At 42.5% G+C, this 22911-nt stretch carries 24 protein-coding genes; 10 read left to right on the top strand and 14 right to left on the bottom strand.

Annotated features, from left to right (window positions below; all coding sequences use genetic code 11):
- Positions 1-6: 6 nt before the first annotated feature.
- Positions 7-495, bottom strand: coding sequence for a YajQ family cyclic di-GMP-binding protein (locus E0H80_RS10945; protein WP_131365738.1), 489 nt, complete (start codon positions 493-495; stop codon positions 7-9).
- Between the two features lie 91 nt (positions 496-586).
- Between E0H80_RS10945 and E0H80_RS10940 the strand changes: the two genes are divergently transcribed.
- On the top strand, positions 587-901 hold the full coding sequence (locus tag E0H80_RS10940; protein WP_131365735.1) for a rhodanese-like domain-containing protein: 315 nt from the start codon (positions 587-589) through the stop codon (positions 899-901).
- A 93-nt stretch (positions 902-994) separates the two neighbouring features.
- Here the strand turns inward: E0H80_RS10940 and mnmC are convergent, their stop codons facing one another.
- Genes mnmC through E0H80_RS10920 form a run of 4 tightly spaced genes read right to left on the bottom strand, consistent with a single transcriptional unit; the run spans position 995 to position 4436 of the window.
- The gene (gene mnmC, locus E0H80_RS10935; RefSeq protein ID WP_131365732.1) at positions 995-2914 is read right to left on the bottom strand and encodes an FAD-dependent 5-carboxymethylaminomethyl-2-thiouridine(34) oxidoreductase MnmC; all 1920 of its coding nucleotides are present in this window, start codon (positions 2912-2914) and stop codon (positions 995-997) included.
- 40 nt (positions 2915-2954) lie between these two features.
- A complete protein-coding gene (locus tag E0H80_RS10930; RefSeq protein WP_131365729.1) occupies positions 2955-3488 on the bottom strand; it encodes a hypothetical protein in 534 nt (177 codons plus the stop codon).
- Between the two features lie 4 nt (positions 3489-3492).
- Positions 3493-3795: a YciI family protein gene (locus E0H80_RS10925; RefSeq protein WP_131365727.1), complete on the bottom strand. Its 303-nt coding sequence runs from the start codon at positions 3793-3795 to the stop codon at positions 3493-3495.
- 26 nt (positions 3796-3821) lie between these two features.
- Positions 3822-4436: an inner membrane-spanning protein YciB gene (locus E0H80_RS10920; protein ID WP_131365725.1), complete on the bottom strand. Its 615-nt coding sequence runs from the start codon at positions 4434-4436 to the stop codon at positions 3822-3824.
- A 45-nt stretch (positions 4437-4481) separates the two neighbouring features.
- Here E0H80_RS10920 and E0H80_RS10915 point away from each other — a divergent pair, with 45 nt between their 5' ends.
- Positions 4482-5333, top strand: a complete 852-nt coding sequence (locus E0H80_RS10915) for a PHP domain-containing protein (RefSeq protein ID WP_131365772.1) — start codon at positions 4482-4484, stop codon at positions 5331-5333.
- 81 nt (positions 5334-5414) lie between these two features.
- On the opposite strand, the gene E0H80_RS10910 is transcribed toward E0H80_RS10915, so the two are convergent.
- Positions 5415-6326: a bestrophin family protein gene (locus E0H80_RS10910; RefSeq protein WP_067870643.1), complete on the bottom strand. Its 912-nt coding sequence runs from the start codon at positions 6324-6326 to the stop codon at positions 5415-5417.
- A gap of 72 nt (positions 6327-6398) precedes the next feature.
- Positions 6399-7091, bottom strand: a complete 693-nt coding sequence (radC, locus tag E0H80_RS10905) for a RadC family protein (RefSeq protein WP_131365723.1) — start codon at positions 7089-7091, stop codon at positions 6399-6401.
- A gap of 112 nt (positions 7092-7203) precedes the next feature.
- Here radC and coaBC point away from each other — a divergent pair, with 112 nt between their 5' ends.
- Positions 7204-8469, top strand: a complete 1266-nt coding sequence (gene coaBC / locus E0H80_RS10900) for a bifunctional phosphopantothenoylcysteine decarboxylase/phosphopantothenate--cysteine ligase CoaBC (RefSeq protein ID WP_131365720.1) — start codon at positions 7204-7206, stop codon at positions 8467-8469.
- A gap of 153 nt (positions 8470-8622) precedes the next feature.
- Positions 8623-9000 carry a cytochrome b562 gene (locus E0H80_RS10895; RefSeq protein WP_131365718.1) on the top strand — a complete coding sequence of 126 codons (378 nt, stop codon included), beginning with the start codon at positions 8623-8625 and terminating at the stop codon, positions 8998-9000.
- Positions 9001-9202: 202 nt separating this feature from the next.
- Here E0H80_RS10895 and dusA read toward each other — a convergent pair whose 3' ends face one another.
- Positions 9203-10222 (bottom strand): tRNA dihydrouridine(20/20a) synthase DusA, encoded by a 1020-nt coding sequence (gene dusA, locus E0H80_RS10890; protein ID WP_131365716.1) that lies wholly within the window; start codon positions 10220-10222, stop codon positions 9203-9205.
- Positions 10223-10433: 211 nt separating this feature from the next.
- Between dusA and E0H80_RS10885 the strand changes: the two genes are divergently transcribed.
- Positions 10434-11078, top strand: coding sequence for a HEPN domain-containing protein (locus tag E0H80_RS10885; protein WP_131365714.1), 645 nt, complete (start codon positions 10434-10436; stop codon positions 11076-11078).
- 74 nt (positions 11079-11152) lie between these two features.
- Here the strand turns inward: E0H80_RS10885 and E0H80_RS10880 are convergent, their stop codons facing one another.
- A complete protein-coding gene (locus E0H80_RS10880) occupies positions 11153-12343 on the bottom strand; it encodes an MFS transporter (protein ID WP_131365712.1) in 1191 nt (396 codons plus the stop codon).
- Between the two features lie 193 nt (positions 12344-12536).
- Positions 12537-13463: a DMT family transporter gene (locus E0H80_RS10875; RefSeq protein ID WP_131365710.1), complete on the bottom strand. Its 927-nt coding sequence runs from the start codon at positions 13461-13463 to the stop codon at positions 12537-12539.
- A 986-nt stretch (positions 13464-14449) separates the two neighbouring features.
- Here E0H80_RS10875 and E0H80_RS10865 point away from each other — a divergent pair.
- The 5 genes from E0H80_RS10865 to E0H80_RS10845 all read left to right on the top strand — a co-directional run bounded on the left by E0H80_RS10865 (position 14450) and on the right by E0H80_RS10845 (position 19739).
- On the top strand, positions 14450-15577 hold the full coding sequence (locus E0H80_RS10865; protein WP_131365708.1) for a Re/Si-specific NAD(P)(+) transhydrogenase subunit alpha: 1128 nt from the start codon (positions 14450-14452) through the stop codon (positions 15575-15577).
- 11 nt (positions 15578-15588) lie between these two features.
- Positions 15589-15915, top strand: a complete 327-nt coding sequence (locus E0H80_RS10860; protein WP_067870431.1) for a proton-translocating transhydrogenase family protein — start codon at positions 15589-15591, stop codon at positions 15913-15915.
- On the top strand, positions 15916-17370 hold the full coding sequence (locus E0H80_RS10855; protein WP_131365706.1) for an NAD(P)(+) transhydrogenase (Re/Si-specific) subunit beta: 1455 nt from the start codon (positions 15916-15918) through the stop codon (positions 17368-17370).
- A 414-nt stretch (positions 17371-17784) separates the two neighbouring features.
- The gene (locus E0H80_RS10850; RefSeq protein ID WP_131365704.1) at positions 17785-19119 is read left to right on the top strand and encodes an ammonium transporter; all 1335 of its coding nucleotides are present in this window, start codon (positions 17785-17787) and stop codon (positions 19117-19119) included.
- An 11-nt stretch (positions 19120-19130) separates the two neighbouring features.
- A complete protein-coding gene (locus E0H80_RS10845) occupies positions 19131-19739 on the top strand; it encodes a hypothetical protein (RefSeq protein WP_131365702.1) in 609 nt (202 codons plus the stop codon).
- Positions 19740-19857: 118 nt separating this feature from the next.
- On the opposite strand, the gene rsfS is transcribed toward E0H80_RS10845, so the two are convergent.
- From rsfS to E0H80_RS10825, 4 genes are all read right to left on the bottom strand, one after another.
- Positions 19858-20256, bottom strand: coding sequence for a ribosome silencing factor (gene rsfS, locus E0H80_RS10840; RefSeq protein WP_067870439.1), 399 nt, complete (start codon positions 20254-20256; stop codon positions 19858-19860).
- A 77-nt stretch (positions 20257-20333) separates the two neighbouring features.
- Complete coding sequence (locus tag E0H80_RS10835) at positions 20334-21128, bottom strand: hydroxypyruvate isomerase family protein (RefSeq protein ID WP_131365700.1); 795 nt, start codon at positions 21126-21128, stop codon at positions 20334-20336.
- 34 nt (positions 21129-21162) lie between these two features.
- Positions 21163-22029 (bottom strand): NAD(P)-dependent oxidoreductase, encoded by an 867-nt coding sequence (locus E0H80_RS10830; RefSeq protein WP_131365698.1) that lies wholly within the window; start codon positions 22027-22029, stop codon positions 21163-21165.
- A 36-nt stretch (positions 22030-22065) separates the two neighbouring features.
- Positions 22066-22854: a crotonase/enoyl-CoA hydratase family protein gene (locus E0H80_RS10825; protein ID WP_131365696.1), complete on the bottom strand. Its 789-nt coding sequence runs from the start codon at positions 22852-22854 to the stop codon at positions 22066-22068.
- Between the last annotated feature and the right edge of the window lie 57 nt (positions 22855-22911).

The raw sequence follows: 22911 nt of genomic DNA, 5'->3' as shown, positions 1-22911 counted from the left end.
ACTGCATTAGTCTTTAAAGTTATTAAACTGCAAAGGCACACCAAATTGTTGTTCTTTTAAAAACGCCATAATTTGTTGCAAAGTATCGCGTTTTTTATCAGTCACACGAATTTTGTCGCCTTGAATAGAAGATTGCGCTTTAATGCCGCTTTCTTTAATGGCTTTATTAATTTTTTTTGCAGTATCAGAGTCAAGACCGTCTTTAAGCTTAATCACTTGAATGACATTTTTACCTGAAGCGGTCATTTTTTGTGGATCAAGCGCTTGAATATCTACTTTACGTTTAAAGAAATGATTTTCCAGCATGCTGTACACTTGTTCGCATTGGAAATCACTTTCTGCGGTAATTTTGATTTCTTTATTTTTTTCGCTTACTTCAATAGAAACGTCTTGGCCACGGAAGTCAAAACGGGTCGCAATCTCTTTTTGCGTGTTTTGAACGGCATGATTTACTTCAAAAATTTCTAATTCAGAGACAATATCGAAAGAAGGCATGGTTTAGACCTTTACAAAGGGAAAGAATATCTGAGATGCTAGGGGTGTTTTCTTCATTTGCCAAGTGTTGTTTACATCAAAGGAGTGCACAATGATCCGTAAACAAGAAATTACAACATTTGAGTTCCCAGAAAATGCAGTTATCTGGGATGTTCGTGATACAAAAGCCTTTGCTGAAGGTCATGTGAAAGGTGCTGTAAATCAGCCCATAGATGACTTGAGTGCAGACTGCTTAACTCAGGTGGAGTCGGATCAGCCCATTTACATTTTATGTGGTGGCGGTAGTAAAGCACCACGTGCTGCTGAAAAGTTAGATAGCTTAGATGGCTCACGTGAGTATGTTGTATTGATGGGTGGCACTCGTGCTGCACGTGATGCAGGATTGCCTTTAGAACAGGGCGCTTAAAAAAAAGCACCGTAAGGTGCTTTTTTAATGGCTCAAAAATGAATTCAATGAATCCCTCTTTATCTAAAGGGGGATTTTTCTTTGACTGGTTTTTTAGAGTGAGCTTGGAAGTGGCTTTTGATAATAAGGCTTCTTCGGTTTTACTTTTTTAATAAAGCGTCGCGGATTGAGTTTGTTGACCCAATAGGAAGTCAGCGGGCAAGCTTCGCCTAAAACCTGAGCAGTCAAGACCTCACTACACAGCGGTGCAAATAAAAAGCCTTTCGAGCCTAAAGCGGTAAAGGTATAGATTTCCGCATCGGGCTGAATTTTTCCAAGTAAGGGGAAATAGTCCGGGCTTTGCGTCCGCACAGATGCACGACCCTGCCAAGTTTCAACCGGCGGCAAAGATTGTGCATAATCCGGAAAGACACTGTGGATCAGCGTATAGTTATGCACGTGATCTTCAAGCAAGACTTCATTGTCATCCCGATCTGGATGAAATGATGCGCCTAAGATCAGATGCTGCTGATCCAGTTGCATGCAATAACCACCATAACTATATGCCTGTTCAGTTGGTAACGGCTGATTCGCATTATTCACCCAACTCACTTGCCCACGGTTTGGGGTCAGTTTTGGAAATTGTTGCGCAAAGTTTTTGCTATTTAGCGCTGCACAAACAATCACATGATCAAATTCACCCAAACATTGTTGCTTGCTGTCGATCACTTGAACTTTAGTTGCTGTATTTAACTCCGCAATTTCCGCTTGCTGAAAATGAATGGCAGGATGCGCTAAAATTTGATCGCGTAATTGATGCGGTGAAATGGTGCCCGCTTGTAATAATTTTAAGTTTGGAAATTCGGTTTCAAGCTCACTTTGATTTACTTCTGCGGCAAATACCCCTTGAGGATATTGTTCTGCCAGTTCAAGTAAATCATCGTCCTGTTTCAGTGCCAATTGACTGACCTGAATCGGACGAAAAGCTTTGAATTTTTGATAATGCGGAATCGCATATTGCCATGCCAATGTCACCAGATGCGCAGCACTTTGCTCAATACGACCTAATCTTGGATTGAGTAAGGCCAGTGGATTGCCAGATGCTCCCGAAAGAGGCGCTGATTGGTCGTAAATCGTGATTTGATGACCACGACTAGCAAAGGCATAGGCGCAACTTAAACCGGCTATTCCTGCGCCAATAATGGCAATTTCACGTTGTTTAAAAGCTGAAGCTGAATTTATTAATTCGGATTGTTCGGTCTTTGTGATGGTTGAATGAGGAGTTTCTTGATCTTGAACTTTTGGAGGATTCCAGATTGCGGTGAGCATTTGACGTTTATGCTTAAAACCGGGTGGCAGAGCAACCGTAATTTCGTGCTCACTTAAGCCCCGTTTTAAAACACCCGCAACACTAAAAGAGGCAAAAGTCGTTGCATAGTCAGAAAGTCGAACCATATGGCTTAAAACATGTTCTTGCCACAGATCAGGATTGCAAGCAGGTGCAAAACCATCTAGAAACCATGCATCTACAGCTTTGGTTTTGACCATAACCGGCAAGACATCATTGGCATCACCGAGCCATAAATCAATGGAAAACCGATCTTCAGGGAAGTTCAGTCTGTGACAGCCGGCAATGGGCAGTGGATATTGCTTGATGAGTTGCTCGGCCAAAGGTTGCAGTTCGGGCCAGACCTTTAGTGCACGAATAAAATCGGCTTTCCTAAGTGGAAATTTTTCCACACTCATCAAGTGCAGACGGCTTCGATTATTCGGGCGCAGTTGTTGCCACATTTGCCATAACGCTAAAGCGTTTAACGCTGTACCAAAGCCGGTTTCGCCGACACAAAAATATTCAAAGTCTTGCAGCTCTGCCAAACGTGTCGCAAGGTTATTGCCATTTAAAAAGACATGTCGGGCTTCGAGTAAACCATTGTCTCTAGAAAAGTAGATGTCCCCAAACTGTTTGGAGACAGGAATCTCAATTCCATTCACAGATTGCCAATCAAGATCAGCAGTTTGAATTGCACTCGACAAAAGCTAAGCAACCTTTAAAACAAAAATAGAATAAGATGTTTTACCACTGACGACGACGTTTGGTGTAGACATAACTTGCAATCAAGAAACCGAGCAAGACACCGACAGCAATGGTCGCAGCGCCGTATAAAAACATTTGCGCACTACGTTCACTTTGTAAAACTTGAACTTGCACGCCCAGGCTATCATTTTTCAATTGCAACTCTTGGTTTTGCGATAAGGCATCCAAATTGGCTTTTTCCAATTGTTGTAAACGAGTGGCCTGATCCTTAACCAAGGCTTTAACTTTTGCTTCTTGCAAGACTTTATTTTTCGCAAGTTGTTCTGCCGTTAAAGGTTTCGTTTGTAGAGGTAGACCATAGGCATCTACTTCTACGTTCCCAGCAGTAGGAACAGTACCGGGTTTATTTGCAGGCAATGTTTGTGGTTTTTGGGTCTGTGGCGGTTGTGTTACAGTCGTTGCTTGAGCAGCAGGAGCTATAGCAGGTGCAGGTGCAGCAGGAGCGGTTTCAACCGCCCATGCAGTAGAACAGATGAGAGACAAACCCAATAAGCTTGAAACAACAACGCGCATGATTTTATCCTTGAGGGAAAGCTTTATTAAAAGGTTTCACATCAATATGGCCGTATACGCCTGCTTTTAAGAAAGGCTCTTCTTGTAGCCATGCATCAAGCGCTTCACGTGATTCAAAGTCAACAATAATGGTACTGCCATAGAAACCTGCTTGGGGATTGCTCGGATCTTTTGGCATGGCACCGGCAACAATTAAGCGGCCTTCATCATTTAATTTTTGCAGACGTTCAAGATGCTGCGGGCGGATAGCTAGACGTTTTTCTACTGTACCTTCGTTATCTGTACAGCTTACGACGAATAAAGGCATATTCTTTCTCGATCAGTTGACCTGAATTATTCTTCAGGCGACTTAAAATATTTGCGCAAAACAATAAACTGAATAATGATAAAGGAAAACATTACAATCATGTCACCAAATGCAGTGAATTCACCCCAATATTTTCCGTTTGCAAATAAAAAAGCGAAGAAAATATGTAAGCAAGACATGAATATGAACATGGCTGCCCAAGCAAAGTTTAAATTTTTCCAGCCTTTTTCGCTTAACTCGAAAATTGGACCAAATAAACGCTGAATCAGCGGTTTCTTGTCTTTCATAAAATATGGCGAAAGTAAGAATGCGCCTGCGAAGATAATATTTAACAGCACCGCTTTCAAACGGATATAAAAATCATCGCTGAGCATTAAGGTGACGCCACCAAAAATCACCGTCATAAACAACACAATCCATTGTTGTTTGTCTAAACGGAATTTTTGTATAATAAACAAAGCCCCATATACCACCAGCATGGAAATAATCAGGCCAGAGGTTGCAACCAAAATATTATTATTATCTATACCTCCTGCAGAACCAATCAATTGAAGCAGGGGATGCTCAGTATCTTTAGGATCAACGGTTTTATATAAATAAAAGAAAATAATGAGTGGCACAAAGTCTAAAAGTGCTTTCATGTTAGAGTATCTAAATCTGATCAAATAAATGACGTAGTATAAGTGATGCAAGGCGTAGATTTACATACACACAGTAATATTTCTGATGGAACTTTGTCTCCAGAACAACTTGTGCATGCAGCCATTGAAAAAGGTATTCATACCCTTGCGCTGACTGACCACGATACTATGGATGGCTTAAGATTAGCTGAAAAAGTTGCATTAGATTTACCCTTGACGATTATTTCTGGTGTGGAAATTTCTAGTCAATGGTCACGACCGGCAACTCAAAAAAGTTATGGGGTACATATTGTTGCCTTGAATATGCAAAATCCGGAACCTTTGCAGATTTTGCTCGAACAACAAAAAAAGATTCGCGCCATTCGGGCCAAACAAATTTGCGATTTGCTGATTCCCTTGATAGGTCAGGATATTTATGCCGATGTCATTGCCAAAGTAGATGGCATTGCAGACCGTATTACCCGTACCCATATTGCCAAAACCTTAGTCGAAAAAAAGATGGTGAGTCGTCCGCAACAAGCTTTTGATAAATATATTAAAGAAGGCAAAAAAGCCTATGTGAAATTTGACGGGCTGGGTTTGGAAGAAACCATCAAAGTTATTCATGCCAGCCAAGGCTATGCCGTATTGGCACATCCAACCAAATATGATTTATCCGCTACCAATATCCGTTATTTGATTGAGATATTTGTCAAATTCGGTGGAGACGCCGTGGAGCTTCCTCCTGCAATTGAACCGGCTTCTACACGTCAGATGGTCGATCGTATGATTGCGGAATTTGATTTAAGGGTTTCTGTGGGGAGTGATTTTCATGGCGATCATATGCCTTGGATTCGATTGGGTAATATTCCGCGCCTCAAAGAAGGGCAAGTGGGGATCTGGGAAAGTTTTGTTTAGTTATTCCCTCATCCCAACCTTCTCCCAGAGGGAGAAGGAGTTCCCTCTCCTTATAGGAGAGGGCTAGGGAGAGGTAATAAATTAAAGCAAATTGTGATCCTGCGCCTGAATGGGTGGAGGAGTCGGTTTACCCAGCGTTCCCAGTAATTCAATCTCGATGGTACGAACCATGGCATCTAGTGGTAAGTCATTACTTTGCGTACCAAACGGTTCTTCAATTTCGGAACTTAAGGCATCTAAGCCTAAAAAAGTATAAGCCAGAATACCGACCATTAAGGGAGTTGCCAAACCTAGGGTCGAACCCAAGCTAAACGGCAACATAAAACAGAAGAAAAACACGGTACGGTTCAGCAAAACCGAATAAGCAAACGGTAAAGGGGTGGTGGCAATCCGGTCACAACCGGTTTGCACCAAACTTAGTTCAGCCACATGCTGGTTCATCTGGGTATAAATAATATCGGAAATTTCCCCTTCTTTAAGGGCTTGCATCAATTCCCATTGCATCAAACTTAAAGTGTATTGTGGCGCATTGGCTTGTTGATAAAGCTGGGTTACTGCCTGCTGACTCATGCCGCTGGTTTCAACCAATGCCAGTGGGTTCGCCGTTTGATGACGTAAACGGTCACGCAGTACATTGGCAAATACAATCACGTGCTGGATCACCCGTTCACGGCGTCCCTGACTCAGCATACGGCAGTCACGGTCAAAATGCCGCGCATTGGCAATCAGCATGCCCCACAGTTTACGTGCTTCCCACCACCGGTCATAACAGGCGGTATTTTTAAATCCTAGAAAAATGGACAGCACCACCCCAATAAGGGTAAAGCCCACCAACGGTAACTCTGGAAAATTAAAATACCCGATATGAGATAATCCACCGATGACAGCAGAGATCAGCATGACCACACCTAAAGGCGGCAAAACCTTGGGCAAAATGGTTCCACGCCAAGAAAATAGCAGCCTAAATATACTAGGTTGGTCACGCACAATCATGTTATTAGTATCGTCAATATTTTTATGAATCTTCAATGTTAGCGCGGCTTTTGTCAACATTTGTTACATTTATTATTGGGGCTGGATAAGCCCATGTTCAGCAAAAGAATAACTCCCTTCTGGAGAAACAATACAATGGTCAATCAGTTTGATTTCTAATAAATCACAGGCCGTTAAAATGCGTTGGGTGAGTTCAATATCAGTCTTCGATGCATGGGGCCGACCAAAGGGATGGTTATGCGCAATCACGAGACTACTGGCATGTTGATGAATGGCATGGCGCAGTAATTGATTAATCGAAATTTCACATGAGTTTATTGATCCATAGAACATTTTTTTAAAGCTTATTTTTCTTAAATGTCCATCGAGGCAAAGCACTGCAAAAACCTCTTGAGTTTCACCGAGCAATTCAAATTTCAAAAAATCCAAAAGTGTCTTTGAGTTACTTAATTCAATTTTTTCCTGTTTTAAATGTTGGCCGATATAACGCCGTCCCAATTCTTTTACCGCCATCAGTTGAGCATATTTGCTGTCGCCAATACCATGAAACTGGCTTAAATCCTGAAGTGTGGCATCAAAAATCGGATTAAGTCCGCCGAAATGCTGTAATAGCAGCCGGGAAAGTTCAACTGCTGAATGCTGTTTGGAACCGGAACGTAAAAAGATGGCAAGTAGTTCGGCATCTGACAAACTGGAAGAGCCCTGTTGAATCAGGCGTTCACGTGGACGTTCTTGTTCTGGCCAATGTTTAATCGATGAATTCATTTTTTAGACTTTTTTATTCTTAGTGAGTGTAATTAGAACAAAGGGCTACCTTGGGTCTGAGTTTATTTAATGCTATTGTGAGCGCCACTGCAACAGCAAAGGTAGCCTGTTTGTGAGCTTCGACCTAAGTGTAATTCCCAATAAAAATATTGTTTTAGCGGTAACTGGCGGCATTGCGGCCTATAAAAGTGCCATTTTGGTTCGTCGATTAAAAGATGCCGGCTTTAATGTCCGGGTAGTCATGACCCACGGTGCGCAAGCATTTATCACTCCGCTAACTTTTCAGGCTTTGTCTGGGAATCCAGTCCATACTGAATTACTCAACCCTGAAGCGGAAGCTGGAATGGGACATATTGAACTGGCACGCTGGGCCGATTTATTATTGGTTGCACCGGCAAGTTGCGATACTTTAGCGAAATTTGCTGCCGGTCTAGCGGATGATTTACTCAGTACTTTATATTTGGCAACCAAGTCTCAGGTTTGGGTGGCACCCGCGATGAATCAACAAATGTGGGCGGCAAAAGCCACGCAGCGTAATTTAAATACGCTGGTTGAAGATGGTGTGCATGTGATTATGCCGGATGCCGGTTCACAAGCTTGTGGTGACGTTGGCTTGGGCCGTATGCCGGAGCCGGAAGATCTGGCACGACAAGTGACTCAGTATTTCCATAGAGCACAACGTGCCATTGCAGAAAAATTTGGCATGTTGGCTGGTAAACATGTGGTGATTACTGCAGGTCCGACCCGTGAAGCGATGGATCCGGTACGTTATATTTCCAACCACAGTACCGGAAAAATGGGCTTTGCCTTGGCTGCTGCCTGTTATGCAGCCGGTGCCAAAGTCACTCTGATTGCTGGTCCGGTAAGTCTGGATACGCCAAATGGTGTACATCGTATTAATGTCACATCTGCGGTTAAAATGCTTGAGATCAGCATGCAAATGCTGGATGAAGGTTGCGATATTTTTATTGCCACAGCAGCGGTTGCGGACTACCGCGTTGCAGAAGTTGCCGAGCATAAAATTAAAAAAACCGGTGATGAGCTAAATATCTCGTTAATTAAAAACCCGGATATTGTGGCGACCATTGCCCAGCAACAAAAGCGTCCATTTATGGTCGGGTTTGCAGCTGAAACGCGTAATGTTGAAGAATATGCAGCCGGTAAACTGGTGGCGAAAAAACTCGACATGATTGCCTGTAATGATGTATCACGGCCTGATATTGGTTTTGCCTCTGATGAAAATGCCATGATCGTGTTTTTTGCCGAGCAGTATCACATGCAGAAGCGTGATCTGGAAAAAGCTTCAAAACAGGAAATTGCGCAGCAGCTGGTGGAAGCCATCCATGACGCGCTACACCATGAAATAGCACCGGTTTAAAAAAGCTGAGTTGATAGATTAAAATGCAACGAATCCGTTGCATTTTTTATGCACATTAAACTATGTTTAAGGCTTAAAATTCAGATTTCAACACCCATTAAATAGCGAAAAGAATAATCACAGTTTTTAAATGGAACTTTCAAAGGACATCTAATGATTAAAAAAATCTTAACCCGAGTAATGCTTGCATTCGCTTTGTCATTCAGCAGCTTAAGTTTTGCCGGCAAGCTTGAACAGAATATGGATACACTTGCAAAAAACTTTAAAATATTCAACAAGGCAGAGAATCAGAGCGATGCGCTAAAAGCGCTGGATCATATGCAAGCTGCAGCCTTAGATGCAAAACAATTAAAATTAAAAAACCATGATGCAAACGCACCGAGCTCAGATGCTTTATATGGGCAACTGCTCGCAGAAATTGATAAAACCAGAACATTGGTTCAAGCAGGACAATTAGATCAGGCCAAAGTGGCAGGTAAAAAAATTGCTGCAGTTAAAGATCGTGGGCATGCTGTTTATAATCAGCACTGATTTTATATCCGATCCTATCTCAGCCTGAAGAATGGTGGAAACATAAATTAAGCCCGCAGTTTTTTTCACTGCTTGGCATAGCAAGCTGTGTCAGATTTCTTTATTAGTCAGCAGAATATAAAGAGAGCGGACAAGTCAAATTCAAAAAAATGCCAGTCCATTTTAAGTGGACTTGCATTGCAGATCGTGATGGGAGATGAAATTAATTTGAAGCCAGATCACTCTGGTTTTCTTTCAAATAATCTTCAGTACGCTGCATCGCTTCCTGAATATTGATTAACGCCGTTTCAACATCTTTTAGGGTCTTGGCATTGCCGCCACTTAAGGCCTGACGCCATTTACGCGCACCCGGTAGGTTTTGGAATAAGCCTAAAATATGACGGGTAATAATCGAAAGTGGAGCACCTTGTTCCATGCGTTTGGCAATATACGGCATCATTTGCGCCATAATGTCAAAACGATCCGGAGCTTCTAAATTCCACAGTTGCCCAAGTTCAGCCAATAGATAAGGATTGTGATAAGCCTCACGACCAATCATCACGCCATCAACATATTTTAAATGTGCTTGGGTTTCAGCTAAAGTTTTGATTCCACCGTTGATTTCAATCAGCAGGTTGGGACGATCTTGTTTTAAACGGTAGACATCTTCATAGCGCAAAGGGGGAACATCGCGGTTTTCTTTAGGTGATAAACCCTGAAGCAAGGCAATACGGGCATGCACAATAAAGTTGTCACAACCGGTTTTAGCCACCGTGTCGACAAAATGCAGCATTTCTTCATAAGAGTGCATGTCGTCAATGCCAATACGATGCTTCACCGTAACCGGAATATTTACTGCATTACGCATCTCAGCAATGCATTCCGCAACCAAGTCAGGCTCTGCCATTAAGCAGGCGCCAATTTTATTGTTTTGCACGCGGTCACTTGGGCAGCCAACATTCAGGTTGACTTCATCATAGCCCCAGTCTTGCGCCATCTTGCTACAGGTCGCCAAGTCTTTTGGATTAGAACCACCAAGCTGCAACACAATTGGCTGTTCTTCATGATTAAAGTCCAAATGACGTTTAGCATCACCATGAATGATGGCACCCGTCGTCACCATTTCAGTATACATAATGATATTCGGATTAAACAGACGGGCAAAAAAACGATAGTCACGAGTTGTCCAATCCATCATCGGCGCGACGGAAATGCGAGGCTGTAAAGATTGCAGAGCAGTCATGGCGTAAACCTGAAATGATGAAAAACCGAAGCGCGGATTATACGTGCTTTCTGATCAAAGCAACAACACAGGATAAAGGATAGGACATACGCTATATTTTCGTATATGGATTATTCAATATAAAACAATAAATTATCCAATTTATCATCTTGTAAATTTTACAAAATTGAGTATGTTTAATTACGAGAATAATAAAGTATGAGAACAATACATGATGCTTTTGGAAGAAATCTTTAAAAGTAAAAAAGCAGAACATTCAGATTACTTTAATCTAAGGATTCATCGTGGGCTAAGTTGGTTAAAAAAATCAGTCGAACTCGATAGTGATCTTGATCTTAAATATATGAGTCTTTGGATCGCGTTCAATGCCATTTATGCGCAAGATGTTGCCATCACGCAGGACAAACAATCATTACGAAAGTTCTTATATTTAATCTGCCAAAAAGATCAGGAATCTAAAATTTATAATATTCTTTGGAATAAGTTTAGCCAACCCATTCGGCTGCTATTAGAAAATCCTTATGTGTACCAAGGATTCTGGGATTTTCAAAATCAAAAAATCAGTCAGGTCACCTGGAAAGAAGATTTTGAGCAGGAAAAGAAGAAGGTGCATAGAGCTTTACAAGAAAAAGCGTCGGTGGATATATTATTCGTGATTTTTAATCGTCTTTACACCTTGCGCAATCAAATGATCCATGGCGGTGTCACTTATAATAGTTCTGTGAATCGTAAACAACTTCAAGATGCCTGTAATATTTTAGCGGCATTTTTACCGGTGTTTATATTAGTCTTGCTGGAAAATGCCCAAACGCTAGATTTAGGCAAACCGTTTTATCCTATGGTGCAAGTTTCTTAATGACCGATTTAAAACAATGAAAAGTTTAATTCACCATGAATAAAAAATTCTTTTCAAGAAGAGACTTTTTTTATTCAGAGAGTCTGGACTTTCGCGTGATAACGTATATCCAGTAAAGCAAACAAGGCGGAACAGATCACCAGACCCAATCCTGCGAGACAGGTCATGCTCCATCCACCATGGTGCCATGTATAAACACCGAGTGCAGAACCACAGGCCCCGCCAATAAAATACACGGTCATATAAAGTGAATTGACCCGGGATTTGGCATCGGGACGTAAACGGAAAATCACGTTCTGATTACAGCTATGCGTGATTGCCAAGCCGAGATTAATCAGTCCATAGCCCAGAATATAACTGAGCAAAGATAACGCACCAAAATAGAGAAACAGCCAGCTACCGATCAGTATAGAACAGCCGATCCAGCTTAGTGTCTTGATATGGCCACGATCTGCCCACTTGCCAATCACCTGAGTCGAAAGCGCGCCAAATACCCCGACCAGTGTGACCAGACCGACCATGACATCAGAAAGCTGAAAGGGTTTTTGGGTCAGCAGTAGGGCAATGGTCGAGAACAGCATACTCATGGCGGCAAAAGCACAGGCCCCGGTAAGCGAGCGCAACACCAGACGTGGTTCCTGTTTTAATAATATTGCCATGGATTTAAAAATTGCTGCATAGCTTATTTTCAGACGTGGCAGACTTGGTAATTTACTTTTCAGATAGAAACTTAAGCCCAGCATAGCAATACCGCTGACCACATAAATCATTTTCCAGTGAAACAGGTCGGAAAGTAATCCGGCCATACTGGTTGAGAGCAGAATACCGACCAGTAAACCACTCATCAGAAAGCCGACTACTTCTCCGGTTTTTTCCGGTTTGACTGCCATAGTGGCCAATGGAATCAGGATCTGCGCAGCCACAGAAAAAAGTCCCGCAATGATGGTTCCAATCCAGAGCATCGGCAGATTCACCGCCCTGGCACAAATAAATAAGCCTACGGCTGCACCCAGCATAAGATAAGGAATGAGTTTGCTTTTATTCAGCATGTCGCCCAAAGGCACAATAAACAGTAAGCCCAATGCATAAGAGATCTGGGCAAAGGTGACGGTCAGTGCCACTTGAGACTCAGGAACCTGATAATACTGCTGGATCGATGAAATCAAAGGCTGGCTATAATAGTTTGCCCCCGCACATAAACCACAAGCAATAGCCATTAGCCACAGTAAAGATTTATCTTGGCTAATGTCGGGAGAAGTGTTCATAAAAGTCCTTGCTTGATGTCTTAGCGGCAATCAGCGGTTGCTGCATTTCAATTTGTGCAGGGGGGATTATAACAAGAGCGTCAGGGTGCAGGCATGACGATCGGTAAAAAGCAGTTTTTGGATTTATTTATTGCCCGGATTTAGCTGCCCTTTTAAAAGTTTTAAAACAGCGGGAATCAGAGCAATAAAAATATTAATGCGAGAATTTATTCTTGGACAGGGTAATCATCATCACCCCGATAATATTCAAGATACACCCGATCCATTGGATGGCATTTAAATGTTCACCCAGAAAAACTGTAGCCAAGATAATAGTCAGGATCGGGCCAATCGAGGCAATCATGGCAGATTGAGAAGCGCCAAGTCGGGCAATACTTTGTGCCATCAGGATCGTGGGTAAAACGGTAACCATAAAACCTAAGGCAACTCCATACCAGATCACACTGACCGGAAGCTGTGTTAATAAATGCAGAGGGGCAGGAGTGGCAATGAAATAATGGGTTAATGTACCTATGCACGCAATAGACAGGGTTAAACCGGTAAAATTCCAGGAACCAAATTTTTCAATCAGGCGAGGAGTAAGTAATAAATACGTGGCAAAACTAATCGCACTGGCAAACACCAGACTTGCACCCAACCAGAAATCACCTTCATGCGCTACATTGCTTTGTTCCTGCAACATCACAATAACCGTGCCGCCATAACTTAAAGCAATCGCAAACAGACTTTTAAAGCTTAAACGTTGTTTATAGATGATGCTGGAAGCCAGAACGGTCAGGGTAGGATATAAAAATAAAATAATCCGTTCCAGAGATGCACTGATATACATCAAACCGACAAAATCCAGCCAGCTTGAAAAATAGTAACCAATCAGGCCTGCAATAATCAGTATGTACCAGTCTTTAGCCCTAATATCTTTATTGTGATGACGGTTAAACCAGCAAAGCAGCAAAAAAAAGGGCAATGCACTGACCATTCTTAAAGCCATCAGAACCGTGCCATCCACCAGTGGGGATAGCGCATAGGTTTGTTTAATAAAAATAGCTTTCGTACTAAACAAAAAAGCGGCACAAATGGCGAATAATGAACCTAATTGTGTTGTTGTTAGACTTAGTTTCATTTTACCTGCTTGAGACTTATTTTTAACGATGAAGGTGGAGTGCAGACATGTGAATTGTAAAGTTTTTAGCGGTCGAGGTGAAATACAAAAATATGATGCTAACGATTCCATTTGGGAATGAATTATTTTTATGACTTTATTTTATTTCAGCAAACCAGTGATAAAACCAAGTCTCGATGAGGTGGATGGAAAATTAATTGACCAATATCGAATAAATGCGCTGGATTTGTAGTTGAAATAAAAAAATAACGCTAAAAATTAATATTTTTGATCAATAAAAATAAGGATACTCAAAGAAATGTTGAAATTTTGCACTCATGTGGTGCAAAAGACACCCGGTTAGGTAAAAATATGGATAAAACATCATCAAGCGAAATGGTCAGAAAAAAAATTCAATTATTTTTTTGGCTTCATCAGACTGAGGTGGAATAAAGCCAGATTGACAAAAATCACAATTCAACTTGTAAACGTATGAGAGTAGCCGAGATTTAATGGCCTGCTCATTTTTAGAAATTATCTTTAAAAAGCCGTTAATTTTCAGCCAAATTATTTTCTTTAGAATGTCACTTGAGCCAATCTGTTTAAAAGTAGCGCCTAAATAGGCTGTTCTAGCCCTAAATGAGGGCATCTTTAAGTTCGTGTTTTTATTTATGCTAAAAGCTCGACTTGTCAGAATGATCAATTCAAAATTTTTTGAAATTTGCTTGAAAAATCACCATCAGCAATTTAATGCAAAAAACTAAAAAGTGTCGCAATGATATTTAAGCAGATAAAAACAAGTTTATTTAAATCGAAACCAATAAATGCAATATCGTATGATTATTTTTATGAATCATCAGTTCAGTATGTGGGTATTTATTAAATAAATATTGGGTGGTAATTTAGTAAAGTTCAATTAGAATCCAGAAATTAAACAAAAATGCATCCAGGGGGAAACATTGCTAAACGCAATGTTTACTTAAGAAAAATTAGCTTGAGGAAGGCTCATGCAGATCGGAATCCCAACCGAAACTGTTGTCGGTGAAAATCGCGTGGCAGCAACGCCAGAAACAGTAAAGAAGTTGATCAGTGCTGGTCATACAGTGGTCATTGAACGTAGAGCAGGTGTGAAAGCCGCTTATATTGACAGTGCATATGAACAAGTCGGTGCCAAAATTACCGATGATGCCTATACCGGCAGTCAGATTATTTTGAAAGTTCGTGCGCCTAAAGCTGACGAAATTCAGAAGCTTGCTCCAAATAGCGCCGTTATTGCGATGTTTGATCCGTACCGCAATACTGAACTTGACCAATTTGCATCCGCGCAAGTGTCTGCATTTGCTTTAGAGCTTTTACCCCGTACGCTGTCTCGCGCACAGAACATGGACGTGCTGTCTTCGCAAGCCAACTTGGCCGGTTATAAATCGGTGCTATTGGCTGCGGCAGAATATCAGCGCATGTTCCCAATGCTCATGACTGCTGCCGGTACAATTAAACCTGCCCGTGTAGTCATCATGGGTGTCGGTGTGGCCGGTCTACAAGCAATTGCGACTGCGAAACGTTTGGGTGCTGTAGTTGAGGCAACCGATTTACGTCCAACTGCTCGTGATCAGGTTGAGTCTTTAGGCGGTAAATGGCTAGACGTGCCAATGTCGGACGAAGAAAAGCAGAAAGCTGCCGATGCTGCTAAAAACGGTTATGGCTGGATGCCGGGTGAGCAATACATCAAAGACCAAGCAGCGATTGTCGACAAAGCCGTTTCCAATGCAGATATTGTGATTACTACGGCACTGTTACCTGGCCGTGATGCACCACGTTTAATCAAATCTGAAACCGTGGCCAAAATGAAACCGGGTTCCATCATCCTTGATATGGCGGTTGAATCAGGCGGTAACGTTGAAGGTTCTAAGTGCGGTGAAAATGTCATGACCGATAATGGCGTGACTATTTTGGGCATTCCAAATATCCCGGCAACAGTAGCCACTGAAGCCTCGGCACTTTATGCACGTAATGTCTTTAATTTCCTGGAAACTCTTTTTGATCAAGACAAGAACTTTGTTATTAATCCAGAAGAAGAAATTCAAAAAGCGCTACTCGTCGCTCATGGCGGCCAAGTGCTGTTAAAGCGTGGTTAAGGAGATAGATCATGGTTGAAACGATTACAATTTTCGTCCTTGCCATCTTCGTAGGTTACTACGTGGTTTGGGGCGTAACACCCGCTTTACACACACCGCTTATGGCTGTTACCAATGCACTGTCTTCCATTATTGTGGTCGGTGCAATGATTCAAACTGTGGGCTTGCCGGTGATTGGGGTAGATGCCAATGTGGCTTTCCAAAGCATTAACATTGTGAGTATTTTGGGTGCGATCGCTGTGTTCTTGGCAAGTATCAATATTTTCGGTGGCTTTGCAGTGACTGCACGCATGCTTGAGATGTTTAAGCCGAAGCAAAAGAAAAAAGAGGGTTCATAAATGGAATTTATTCGAGACTATGCGGATTGGTTCTACTTGGTAGGTGCCGTTCTTTTTATCTTAACGCTTCGTGGTTTGTCTGGTCCTAAGACCGCTATTCAAGGTAACCGTTACGGCATGATCGCGATGGCGATTGCTGTGATCACGACATTCTTTGTGGCCGAGCATCCTGTGGTCTGGATGATTGTCGGTGCGATGATCCTGGGTGGTGTGGTCGGTATTGCACGTGCACGTACTGTTCCGATGACGCAGATGCCTGAAACTGTTGCGCTGATGCACTCATTGGTCGGCTTAGCTGCAGTTTTAATTGCGATTGCTGCCATTCTGCATAATAACCAAATGACAGCCTTGTTGGCTCAAAATCAGACTGCTTTAGAGGCGGCTGGTGTTCAGCATGTACACATGAGCAAAGTTCATTTATTTGAATTGTTTGTCGGCTGTTTTGTCGGTGCGATTACCTTTACAGCCTCTGTATTTGCCTATGGCAAGTTGGCTGCGAAGAAATGGGCAAAAACGATTTCAGGTGCATGGGTTAAACCTGTACAAGCGATCATTTTTCTTGCCATGTTAGCATCTGGCTTCGTATTCTTCTCAACAGGCAATATGCAAGCTTTCTGGGCAATGACAGCTCTGGCGCTTGCGTTCGGTTGGGTATGGATTGCACCGGTCGGTGGCGGTGATATGCCGGTTGTGGTATCACTGTTGAACTCGTTTTCGGGTTGGGCAGCTGCAGGTATTGGCTTCACTTTAGAAAACAACATGCTGATCGTTGCAGGTTCACTGGTGGGTTCATCAGGTGCGATTCTGTCTTACATTATGTGTAAAGCAATGAACCGTTCGATCATCAACGTTTTGTTTGGTGGTGCAATGGGCGGTACAGCAGTTGCAGCAGCAGACAATGGTGAAAAAGTTCAACGTAACCACCGTTCAGGTTCAGCGGATGATGCAGGCTTCTTGATGTCAAATGCCGACAGCGTGGTGATTGTACCGGGTTATGGTATGGCGCAAGGTCGGGCACAAAATGCAGTTAAAGAGTTGGCGCACATCTTAAAAGAACAAGGTGTAAAAGTCCGTTTTGCGATTCACCCAGTGGCAGGTCGTATGCCGGGTCACATGAACGTATTGCTTGCTGAAGCTGATGTTGCCTATGAAGACATCTTGGAAATGGACGAAATCAATACCGATTTCCCTGCAACTGATGTGGTTCTGGTGATTGGTGCAAATGACGTAGTGAATCCTGCGGCAAAAGATGATCCGACTTCACCCATTTATGGTATGCCAATTCTGGAAGCGCATAAAGCACGTACCATTATGGTGATCAAGCGTTCTATGGCCACCGGTTATGCAGGTCTGGACAATGACTTGTTCTATAACGAGAAAACCATGATGATCTTCGGCGATGCCAAGAAAGTGGTAGAAGATATGACCAAGGCGATTAACGGTGGCGGTCACTAAGCTTCATCTATACATCTCCTCTAAGCCCTCCTTTAAAAAGTAGGTGAGCAACCCTGTTGCGCAAGAGGATTAAAATAAAAAACCACCCGAAGGTGGTTTTTTATTTTTAAAATAGATAATTTTTAAAGATATAAAGTAAATGAGAACGGGTGAGATGCCTTCCTGGAAATCGGTGAGGTTTTCCTCTTATTTGGTGCAGTATTACAGAAAAAGGTGATTGAAATGCATCATAAGATGGCAGTTAAATCTCTATCTTTATTGCTGATTTATATATGAATGGCTAATTGGCTTATTACGAAGAAACCCAAACAGCTTTAGGACATACATGTTTCTGAATATTTTAAAATAAAAAATATATCCCTTAAGTTTGGCATTTCTTTTGCTATTTCATCAATAGGTTTTGGGGGACTATTCATGAAAACAATAAAGTATCTAGTGTGGCTATTATCGGTATTTTCATTGCCTGTATTTGCCAGTGAATCTGCGACAAACACGGCTCATCTTCAAGAAATACGTTTGTCGCTCGACAGTGTCTGGGTAGTGATGGGCGGAATCTTGGTGTTCTTTATGCAGGCCGGTTTTGCAATGGTGGAAAGTGGCTCTGTGCGCAGTAAAAATACTGTCAATGTACTTATGAAAAATTATATGGATGCTTGTCTGGGGGGATTAGTATTCTGGTTAATCGGTTTTGGTTTGATGTTTGGAGTCAATGCTTCGGGGTGGATCGGCACCAGTCATTTTGCTCCCAATGTCATGGATGACTGGCATTGGAATTTATTGTTTTTCCAAATGATGTTTGCTGCCACAGCGACGACCATTGCCAGTGGGGCCATGGCTGAACGTATTCACTTTGTAGCATATGTGGTTAGTGCAGCAGTGGTGAGTGGCTTGATTTATCCAGTTTTCGGCAGCTGGGCATGGGGCAGTATCTTTGAGGGTTCGGGCTGGTTGAAAGCTTTGGGCTTTATCGACTTTGCCGGTTCAACCGTGGTGCATTCAATCGGTGGTTGGGTGGCATTGGCAGGCATTATTGTATTGGGGCCTCGCTTGGGACGTTTCGGACGTCATGGGCAAAGTCACCATTTGGCAGGGCATAATTTACCTTTGGTTGCTTTAGGTGGTTTTATCCTGTGGCTGGCATGGTTTGGTTTTAATGCGGCATCAACCGTAAATGCCAGTGTCAGTATAGGTCGCATTGCCTTGAATACCCATTTGGCAGCCTGTACGGGTGCGGTGGCTTATATGTTGTATGCCTTCATTCGGGGTAAGGCGATCCTCATGAAGACGACTATTAATGCTTCATTGGGTGGTCTGGTCGGAATTACTGCAGGTTGTGCAACCATGTCTCCGATCTTTGCAGTCGTGACCGGTGCAATTGCAGGTTTGCTGGTGAGTACCTTGCCGACCTTAATGGAAAAATTAAAACTTGATGATGTGGTCGATGCGGTTACTGTGCATGGTTTTTGTGGCGCATGGGGAACGGTTGCTGCAGGACTATTTTTTGAAACCGATCTGTTTAATTCACACATTATTTCGATTCAGCTTTTAGGGGTAGGTGCTGCATTCGTATGGGGTTTTGGAATAGCCTTCATTGTATTTAACCTGCTGGACAAACTGTTAGGTGGCTTACGTGTGAGTACACAGCATGAGCAACGTGGTCTGGATTATACCGAACATGCAGAACTGTCTTATCCGGAGTTTCAGCGTGATGTGACTTTTGACACAGATGATATTACCAAACGTCACTAAGGAGTTTAGCCATGCCGAATGAGTTACTCAGTGTGAAGCAAAAGAAACAAGCGATTGAACGTGGCTTAAGTCCTTATATGCAAGGTGCAGTACTGGAACGTGTATTACATTATTGGGAACAAGAATATGGGGATAAGCCTTCTTTTGTACTCAATCGCTTCTTGAGTGAAATTTGTAATACCGAGGAATTGCGCTTTTATCGCAAGGAGATGCTGAAGCAAGTTTTAGGTGAAATGTCGGTTGTTGAAAAACACGTTTTATTAGCGATAAAGCCTCAAACAAAATCGGGAGAATTGATTTCAACTCATCTTTCGGATGCTTTCTCTGACTTGATTAATGGGGTGCTGCTGACAGTTGTAGAGGCTGAGCTTAATGACTTTAATGATGAAGTTAAAAAACAAATGCAGGCGATGGGCTTAGCCATAGTGACTTCTGCAAAAATCAATGGGACTGCCTTTGTGGGTTTTTTACCACTGAACCGTTATGCTCAAGTCATTACGGTGATTTATGAATGTTATTGCGAGTTTTACGGACCAGTGAAAGCAGATCAGGTCTATGCACGTGTGAAAACCAACATTAAGGCGAAATATCCTGATGTGGATCTACATCAATTATTATAAATGTTGTTGGACGTAGTGATTGAACTTAAAAGGTAAAGCTTGAGTTTTATATAGGCGCTGAAGCAAAAACAGAAGGTCTAAAATGAAAAAAGCGACCTTATGGTCGCTTTTTCTTACTTTAAGCAGATTCTGGAGTAGCACGCCATAAGCTTTCAAGGTCGTAAAATTTACGCGCGGTTGGAAGCATCACGTGGACAACCACAAAACCGAGATCGATTAAGATCCATTCCGCATCACGTTCACCTTCAACGCCGATTGGGCGGAAACCCGCTTTACGTGCTTCTTCAGCAACGTTGTCTGCGAGGGCTTTAATGTGACGGGATGATGTGCCGCTAGCAATGACCATATAGTCTGCTACATTGCTAATAGCGCCAACATTAAGTTCAAGAATATCTTTTGCTTTTACATCTAATAGGGCTTCATGTACAACTTTTAAGCAAGCTTGTACATCTTTAGCTTGAGAATTCATTGTGTAATCGAGAGAATTAGAAGCGCTGGGCGATGGTTCTAAATTCATAAAGGGTTTTATTTCCGGACAATAACTCATCGTGTAATATAGCGGTTTTAATGCCGAATTTCAATTCTGTTCATAATTTAACTTTGCGGATGTTTTACAAAATATTTATCTTTCCATGCAAAAGAATGGTTTGAGTGCACCTGAGGGCGATATTCTGCCGCTGTGTAGCCTGTATAAGTACTTTGATTAAGCCATTGAAATATTTCTGTAAAATTAATTTGAGCGGTATCGGGTTCATGACGTCCCGGGCAGTCGGCAAATTGAATATGACCAATATCGTGAATATTTTCTTTTAAGGCTTCAAAAATATTTTCTCCCATCATCGCCATGTGATAGCAGTCAAATTGCATTTTTAGCGCAGGGTGTTGCACCGCTTCAAGCATTTCTTGTGCTTGAGCAATGTTCTGAACCAGAAAGCGCGGCATATCTGTGCCGTTAACCATTTCTAATACCGGCTGAATCCGATGTTCGCCCAGCATAGAGCAGGCAAGTTTCAAATTTTTTGCCAAAGTATTTAAGCAAGGCAGTAGATCTGCATCGAGGGGTTGTTTACCTGCCAAAATGTTCACACTCGGCACATTCAGTGCTGTGGCATATTGAATGGCTTGTTCTAAACCGCGATGAAATTCAAGTTCCATTCCCGGTACACCGGCAAGACCATTGCCACCTTGTATTAAATCACCTGCAGGCACATTGATCAGGCAAAGAGTTAAGTCATGAATGGTCAGCTGGGTTTGAATTTGTTCAATGCTGAGTTCATAGGGAAACTGAATTTCCACATGCTGAAAACCTTGGGCGTGAGCCAGAGCAAAGCGCTCAATCAAAGGCACTTCAGTAAAAATCATCGATAAATTTACAGCCAGCTTAATCATGCCTTTATTCCTTGCACTTTAGAAAATGGGATGCCTAAGATTCAACCTGTTGAATCACAGTAGCAAGATCCGCTTCAGCATAGCCTTTATTTTGATGGGTTTTCAATTGTGATAATGCTTGTTTTGCAACAGGAATATTTAAATTGAATTGTTCAGCAAGCTGCACAGCATTATTTAAGTCTTTGGACAAGGTTTGCACTTTCCATTGCACCGGTTCAAAAGTATGCGTCGCCATACGCGGGGTTAAAATCTGAAAAGGTTTCGAGTCGGCAAAACCACCGGCCAGCGCAGGGGCAAGTAACGTGGTATCTACACCGGCTTTCGCCGCTAAAGCCACCGCTTCAGCAATTAAAGTACTATTCGCTGCAACAATCAGTTGATTACAAATTTTGGTGGCTTGCCCAGTTCCGGTTTCACCCATACGGGTGACGCGTTGGGAAAGCACATTATAAATCAGCGATAAATTCTGGATGGTTTGCAGATCCCCCCCGGCAAAAATCACCAAAGTTCCCTGTTCAGCGCCCGCAGTTCCACCCGAGACAGGGGAATCAATCCACTGCACTTGGCGAGTTTGGGCCTGCTCTGCCAAAGTCTTGGTTTTATCCATAGATAAACTGGAGAAATCCACCAGCACTTGTCCGGCTTGTAAATGGTTCTGAATCTGATCATAGACTGCTTGCACTGCAGCATCATCGGCTAAACAGGTCAAAATAACAGGATATTGCCCAATGTCTTGCAAGTCTAGGGCACTCGCACCCATATCAATCAGCACATCACAGGCCGAGGCGGTTCTATTCCAGACTGCGACTTCAAAACCGGCTTGAATCAGTCGGGCGGCCATACGGCTGCCCATCAGTCCCATGCCTAAAAATGCAATTTTTGTATTACGATCAAAGCTCATGTGTTTGTCTCTGCACGATCCTGTTATCTGGATATTTTACTTATATTGGCGTGGTAAAAACTGAACTTCCGGGTTCTTGTCTTTTTTACGCGCCAGTTTACTGTTTTTACCCAACAGTAATTTCAGTTGCCAGATTTTCTCTAGACGTAAAGATTTTGTTGGTGCATGTTCCATCGCATCGAGTACGCGTTTGGCTGCAGTGAGTGCATCAGGAGAGCGCTGCAGCATTTCTTCTGCAAGGGTTTGGGCTTTGTGGATTGGCGATTCATCCAGATGCGTCACCAAACCAATTTCTTTGGCATAATTTGCATCGAAAATACGTCCAGTCAAGGTCAACTCTTTGGCAAGATCGACATTGATAATGCCTTTAATGGATCGGCTCAGCCCCATGTCAGGCACCAGTCCCCAGCGGCTTTCCATAATCGACATTTTGGTCTCAGGATGTGCAATGCGAATATCTGCAGCCAGTGCCAATTGCATCCCGGCACCTAGGCAATAACCTTCAATCGCAGCAATCACAGGAACAGGCAGTTCCTGCCAAATCAGAAAAGCTTTTTGGAATAAGCTTTGTCCCGGTTTAATCAGCTCCCAAGCGGCATAAGCGGTATTCTTCGGTGAATTTAAATCGGCAAGGTCAATCCCCGCGCTAAAAACATGGGCTTCACCGGTTAAAATCACACAACGAATCGAGCGGTCTTTTTTAATTTGATTGGCTGCATTGACCAGTTCGCGTAATAAAGCAAAGCTCATGGCATTGCGTTTTTCTGGACGGTTTAAAGAAACGGTTGCGATGCCATTATTTTTTTCGATGCGAAGTAATGCCATGGGTATAGACCTGTAATTTTTTTTCATTGTTTTGAGCATAACACGGGCATTTCTCTG

Source organism: Acinetobacter sp. ANC 4779 (assembly GCF_004331055.1).
Classification (GTDB): domain Bacteria; phylum Pseudomonadota; class Gammaproteobacteria; order Pseudomonadales; family Moraxellaceae; genus Acinetobacter.
Note: the sequence above shows the minus strand (reverse complement) of the source record. Positions and strands in the feature narration are given on the sequence as shown.

Coding starts and splice junctions, on each gene's coding strand:
- E0H80_RS10855 (WP_131365706.1), top strand. CDS start 15,916: ATGGAATTTATTCGAGACTATGCGGATTGGTTCTACTTGGTAGGTGCC.
- E0H80_RS10940 (WP_131365735.1), top strand. CDS start 587: ATGATCCGTAAACAAGAAATTACAACATTTGAGTTCCCAGAAAATGCA.
- E0H80_RS10945 (WP_131365738.1), bottom strand. CDS start 495: ATGCCTTCTTTCGATATTGTCTCTGAATTAGAAATTTTTGAAGTAAAT.
- E0H80_RS10825 (WP_131365696.1), bottom strand. CDS start 22,854: ATGGCATTACTTCGCATCGAAAAAAATAATGGCATCGCAACCGTTTCT.
- E0H80_RS10895 (WP_131365718.1), top strand. CDS start 8,623: ATGATTAAAAAAATCTTAACCCGAGTAATGCTTGCATTCGCTTTGTCA.
- E0H80_RS10920 (WP_131365725.1), bottom strand. CDS start 4,436: ATGAAAGCACTTTTAGACTTTGTGCCACTCATTATTTTCTTTTATTTA.
- E0H80_RS10875 (WP_131365710.1), bottom strand. CDS start 13,463: ATGAAACTAAGTCTAACAACAACACAATTAGGTTCATTATTCGCCATT.
- E0H80_RS10910 (WP_067870643.1), bottom strand. CDS start 6,326: ATGATTGTGCGTGACCAACCTAGTATATTTAGGCTGCTATTTTCTTGG.
- E0H80_RS10865 (WP_131365708.1), top strand. CDS start 14,450: ATGCAGATCGGAATCCCAACCGAAACTGTTGTCGGTGAAAATCGCGTG.
- E0H80_RS10930 (WP_131365729.1), bottom strand. CDS start 3,488: ATGCGCGTTGTTGTTTCAAGCTTATTGGGTTTGTCTCTCATCTGTTCT.
- E0H80_RS10845 (WP_131365702.1), top strand. CDS start 19,131: ATGCCGAATGAGTTACTCAGTGTGAAGCAAAAGAAACAAGCGATTGAA.
- E0H80_RS10885 (WP_131365714.1), top strand. CDS start 10,434: ATGATGCTTTTGGAAGAAATCTTTAAAAGTAAAAAAGCAGAACATTCA.
- E0H80_RS10830 (WP_131365698.1), bottom strand. CDS start 22,029: ATGAGCTTTGATCGTAATACAAAAATTGCATTTTTAGGCATGGGACTG.
- E0H80_RS10850 (WP_131365704.1), top strand. CDS start 17,785: ATGAAAACAATAAAGTATCTAGTGTGGCTATTATCGGTATTTTCATTG.
- E0H80_RS10835 (WP_131365700.1), bottom strand. CDS start 21,128: ATGATTAAGCTGGCTGTAAATTTATCGATGATTTTTACTGAAGTGCCT.
- rsfS (WP_067870439.1), bottom strand. CDS start 20,256: ATGAATTTAGAACCATCGCCCAGCGCTTCTAATTCTCTCGATTACACA.
- dusA (WP_131365716.1), bottom strand. CDS start 10,222: ATGACTGCTCTGCAATCTTTACAGCCTCGCATTTCCGTCGCGCCGATG.
- E0H80_RS10880 (WP_131365712.1), bottom strand. CDS start 12,343: ATGAACACTTCTCCCGACATTAGCCAAGATAAATCTTTACTGTGGCTA.
- E0H80_RS10925 (WP_131365727.1), bottom strand. CDS start 3,795: ATGCCTTTATTCGTCGTAAGCTGTACAGATAACGAAGGTACAGTAGAA.
- E0H80_RS10860 (WP_067870431.1), top strand. CDS start 15,589: ATGGTTGAAACGATTACAATTTTCGTCCTTGCCATCTTCGTAGGTTAC.
- radC (WP_131365723.1), bottom strand. CDS start 7,091: ATGAATTCATCGATTAAACATTGGCCAGAACAAGAACGTCCACGTGAA.
- E0H80_RS10915 (WP_131365772.1), top strand. CDS start 4,482: ATGCAAGGCGTAGATTTACATACACACAGTAATATTTCTGATGGAACT.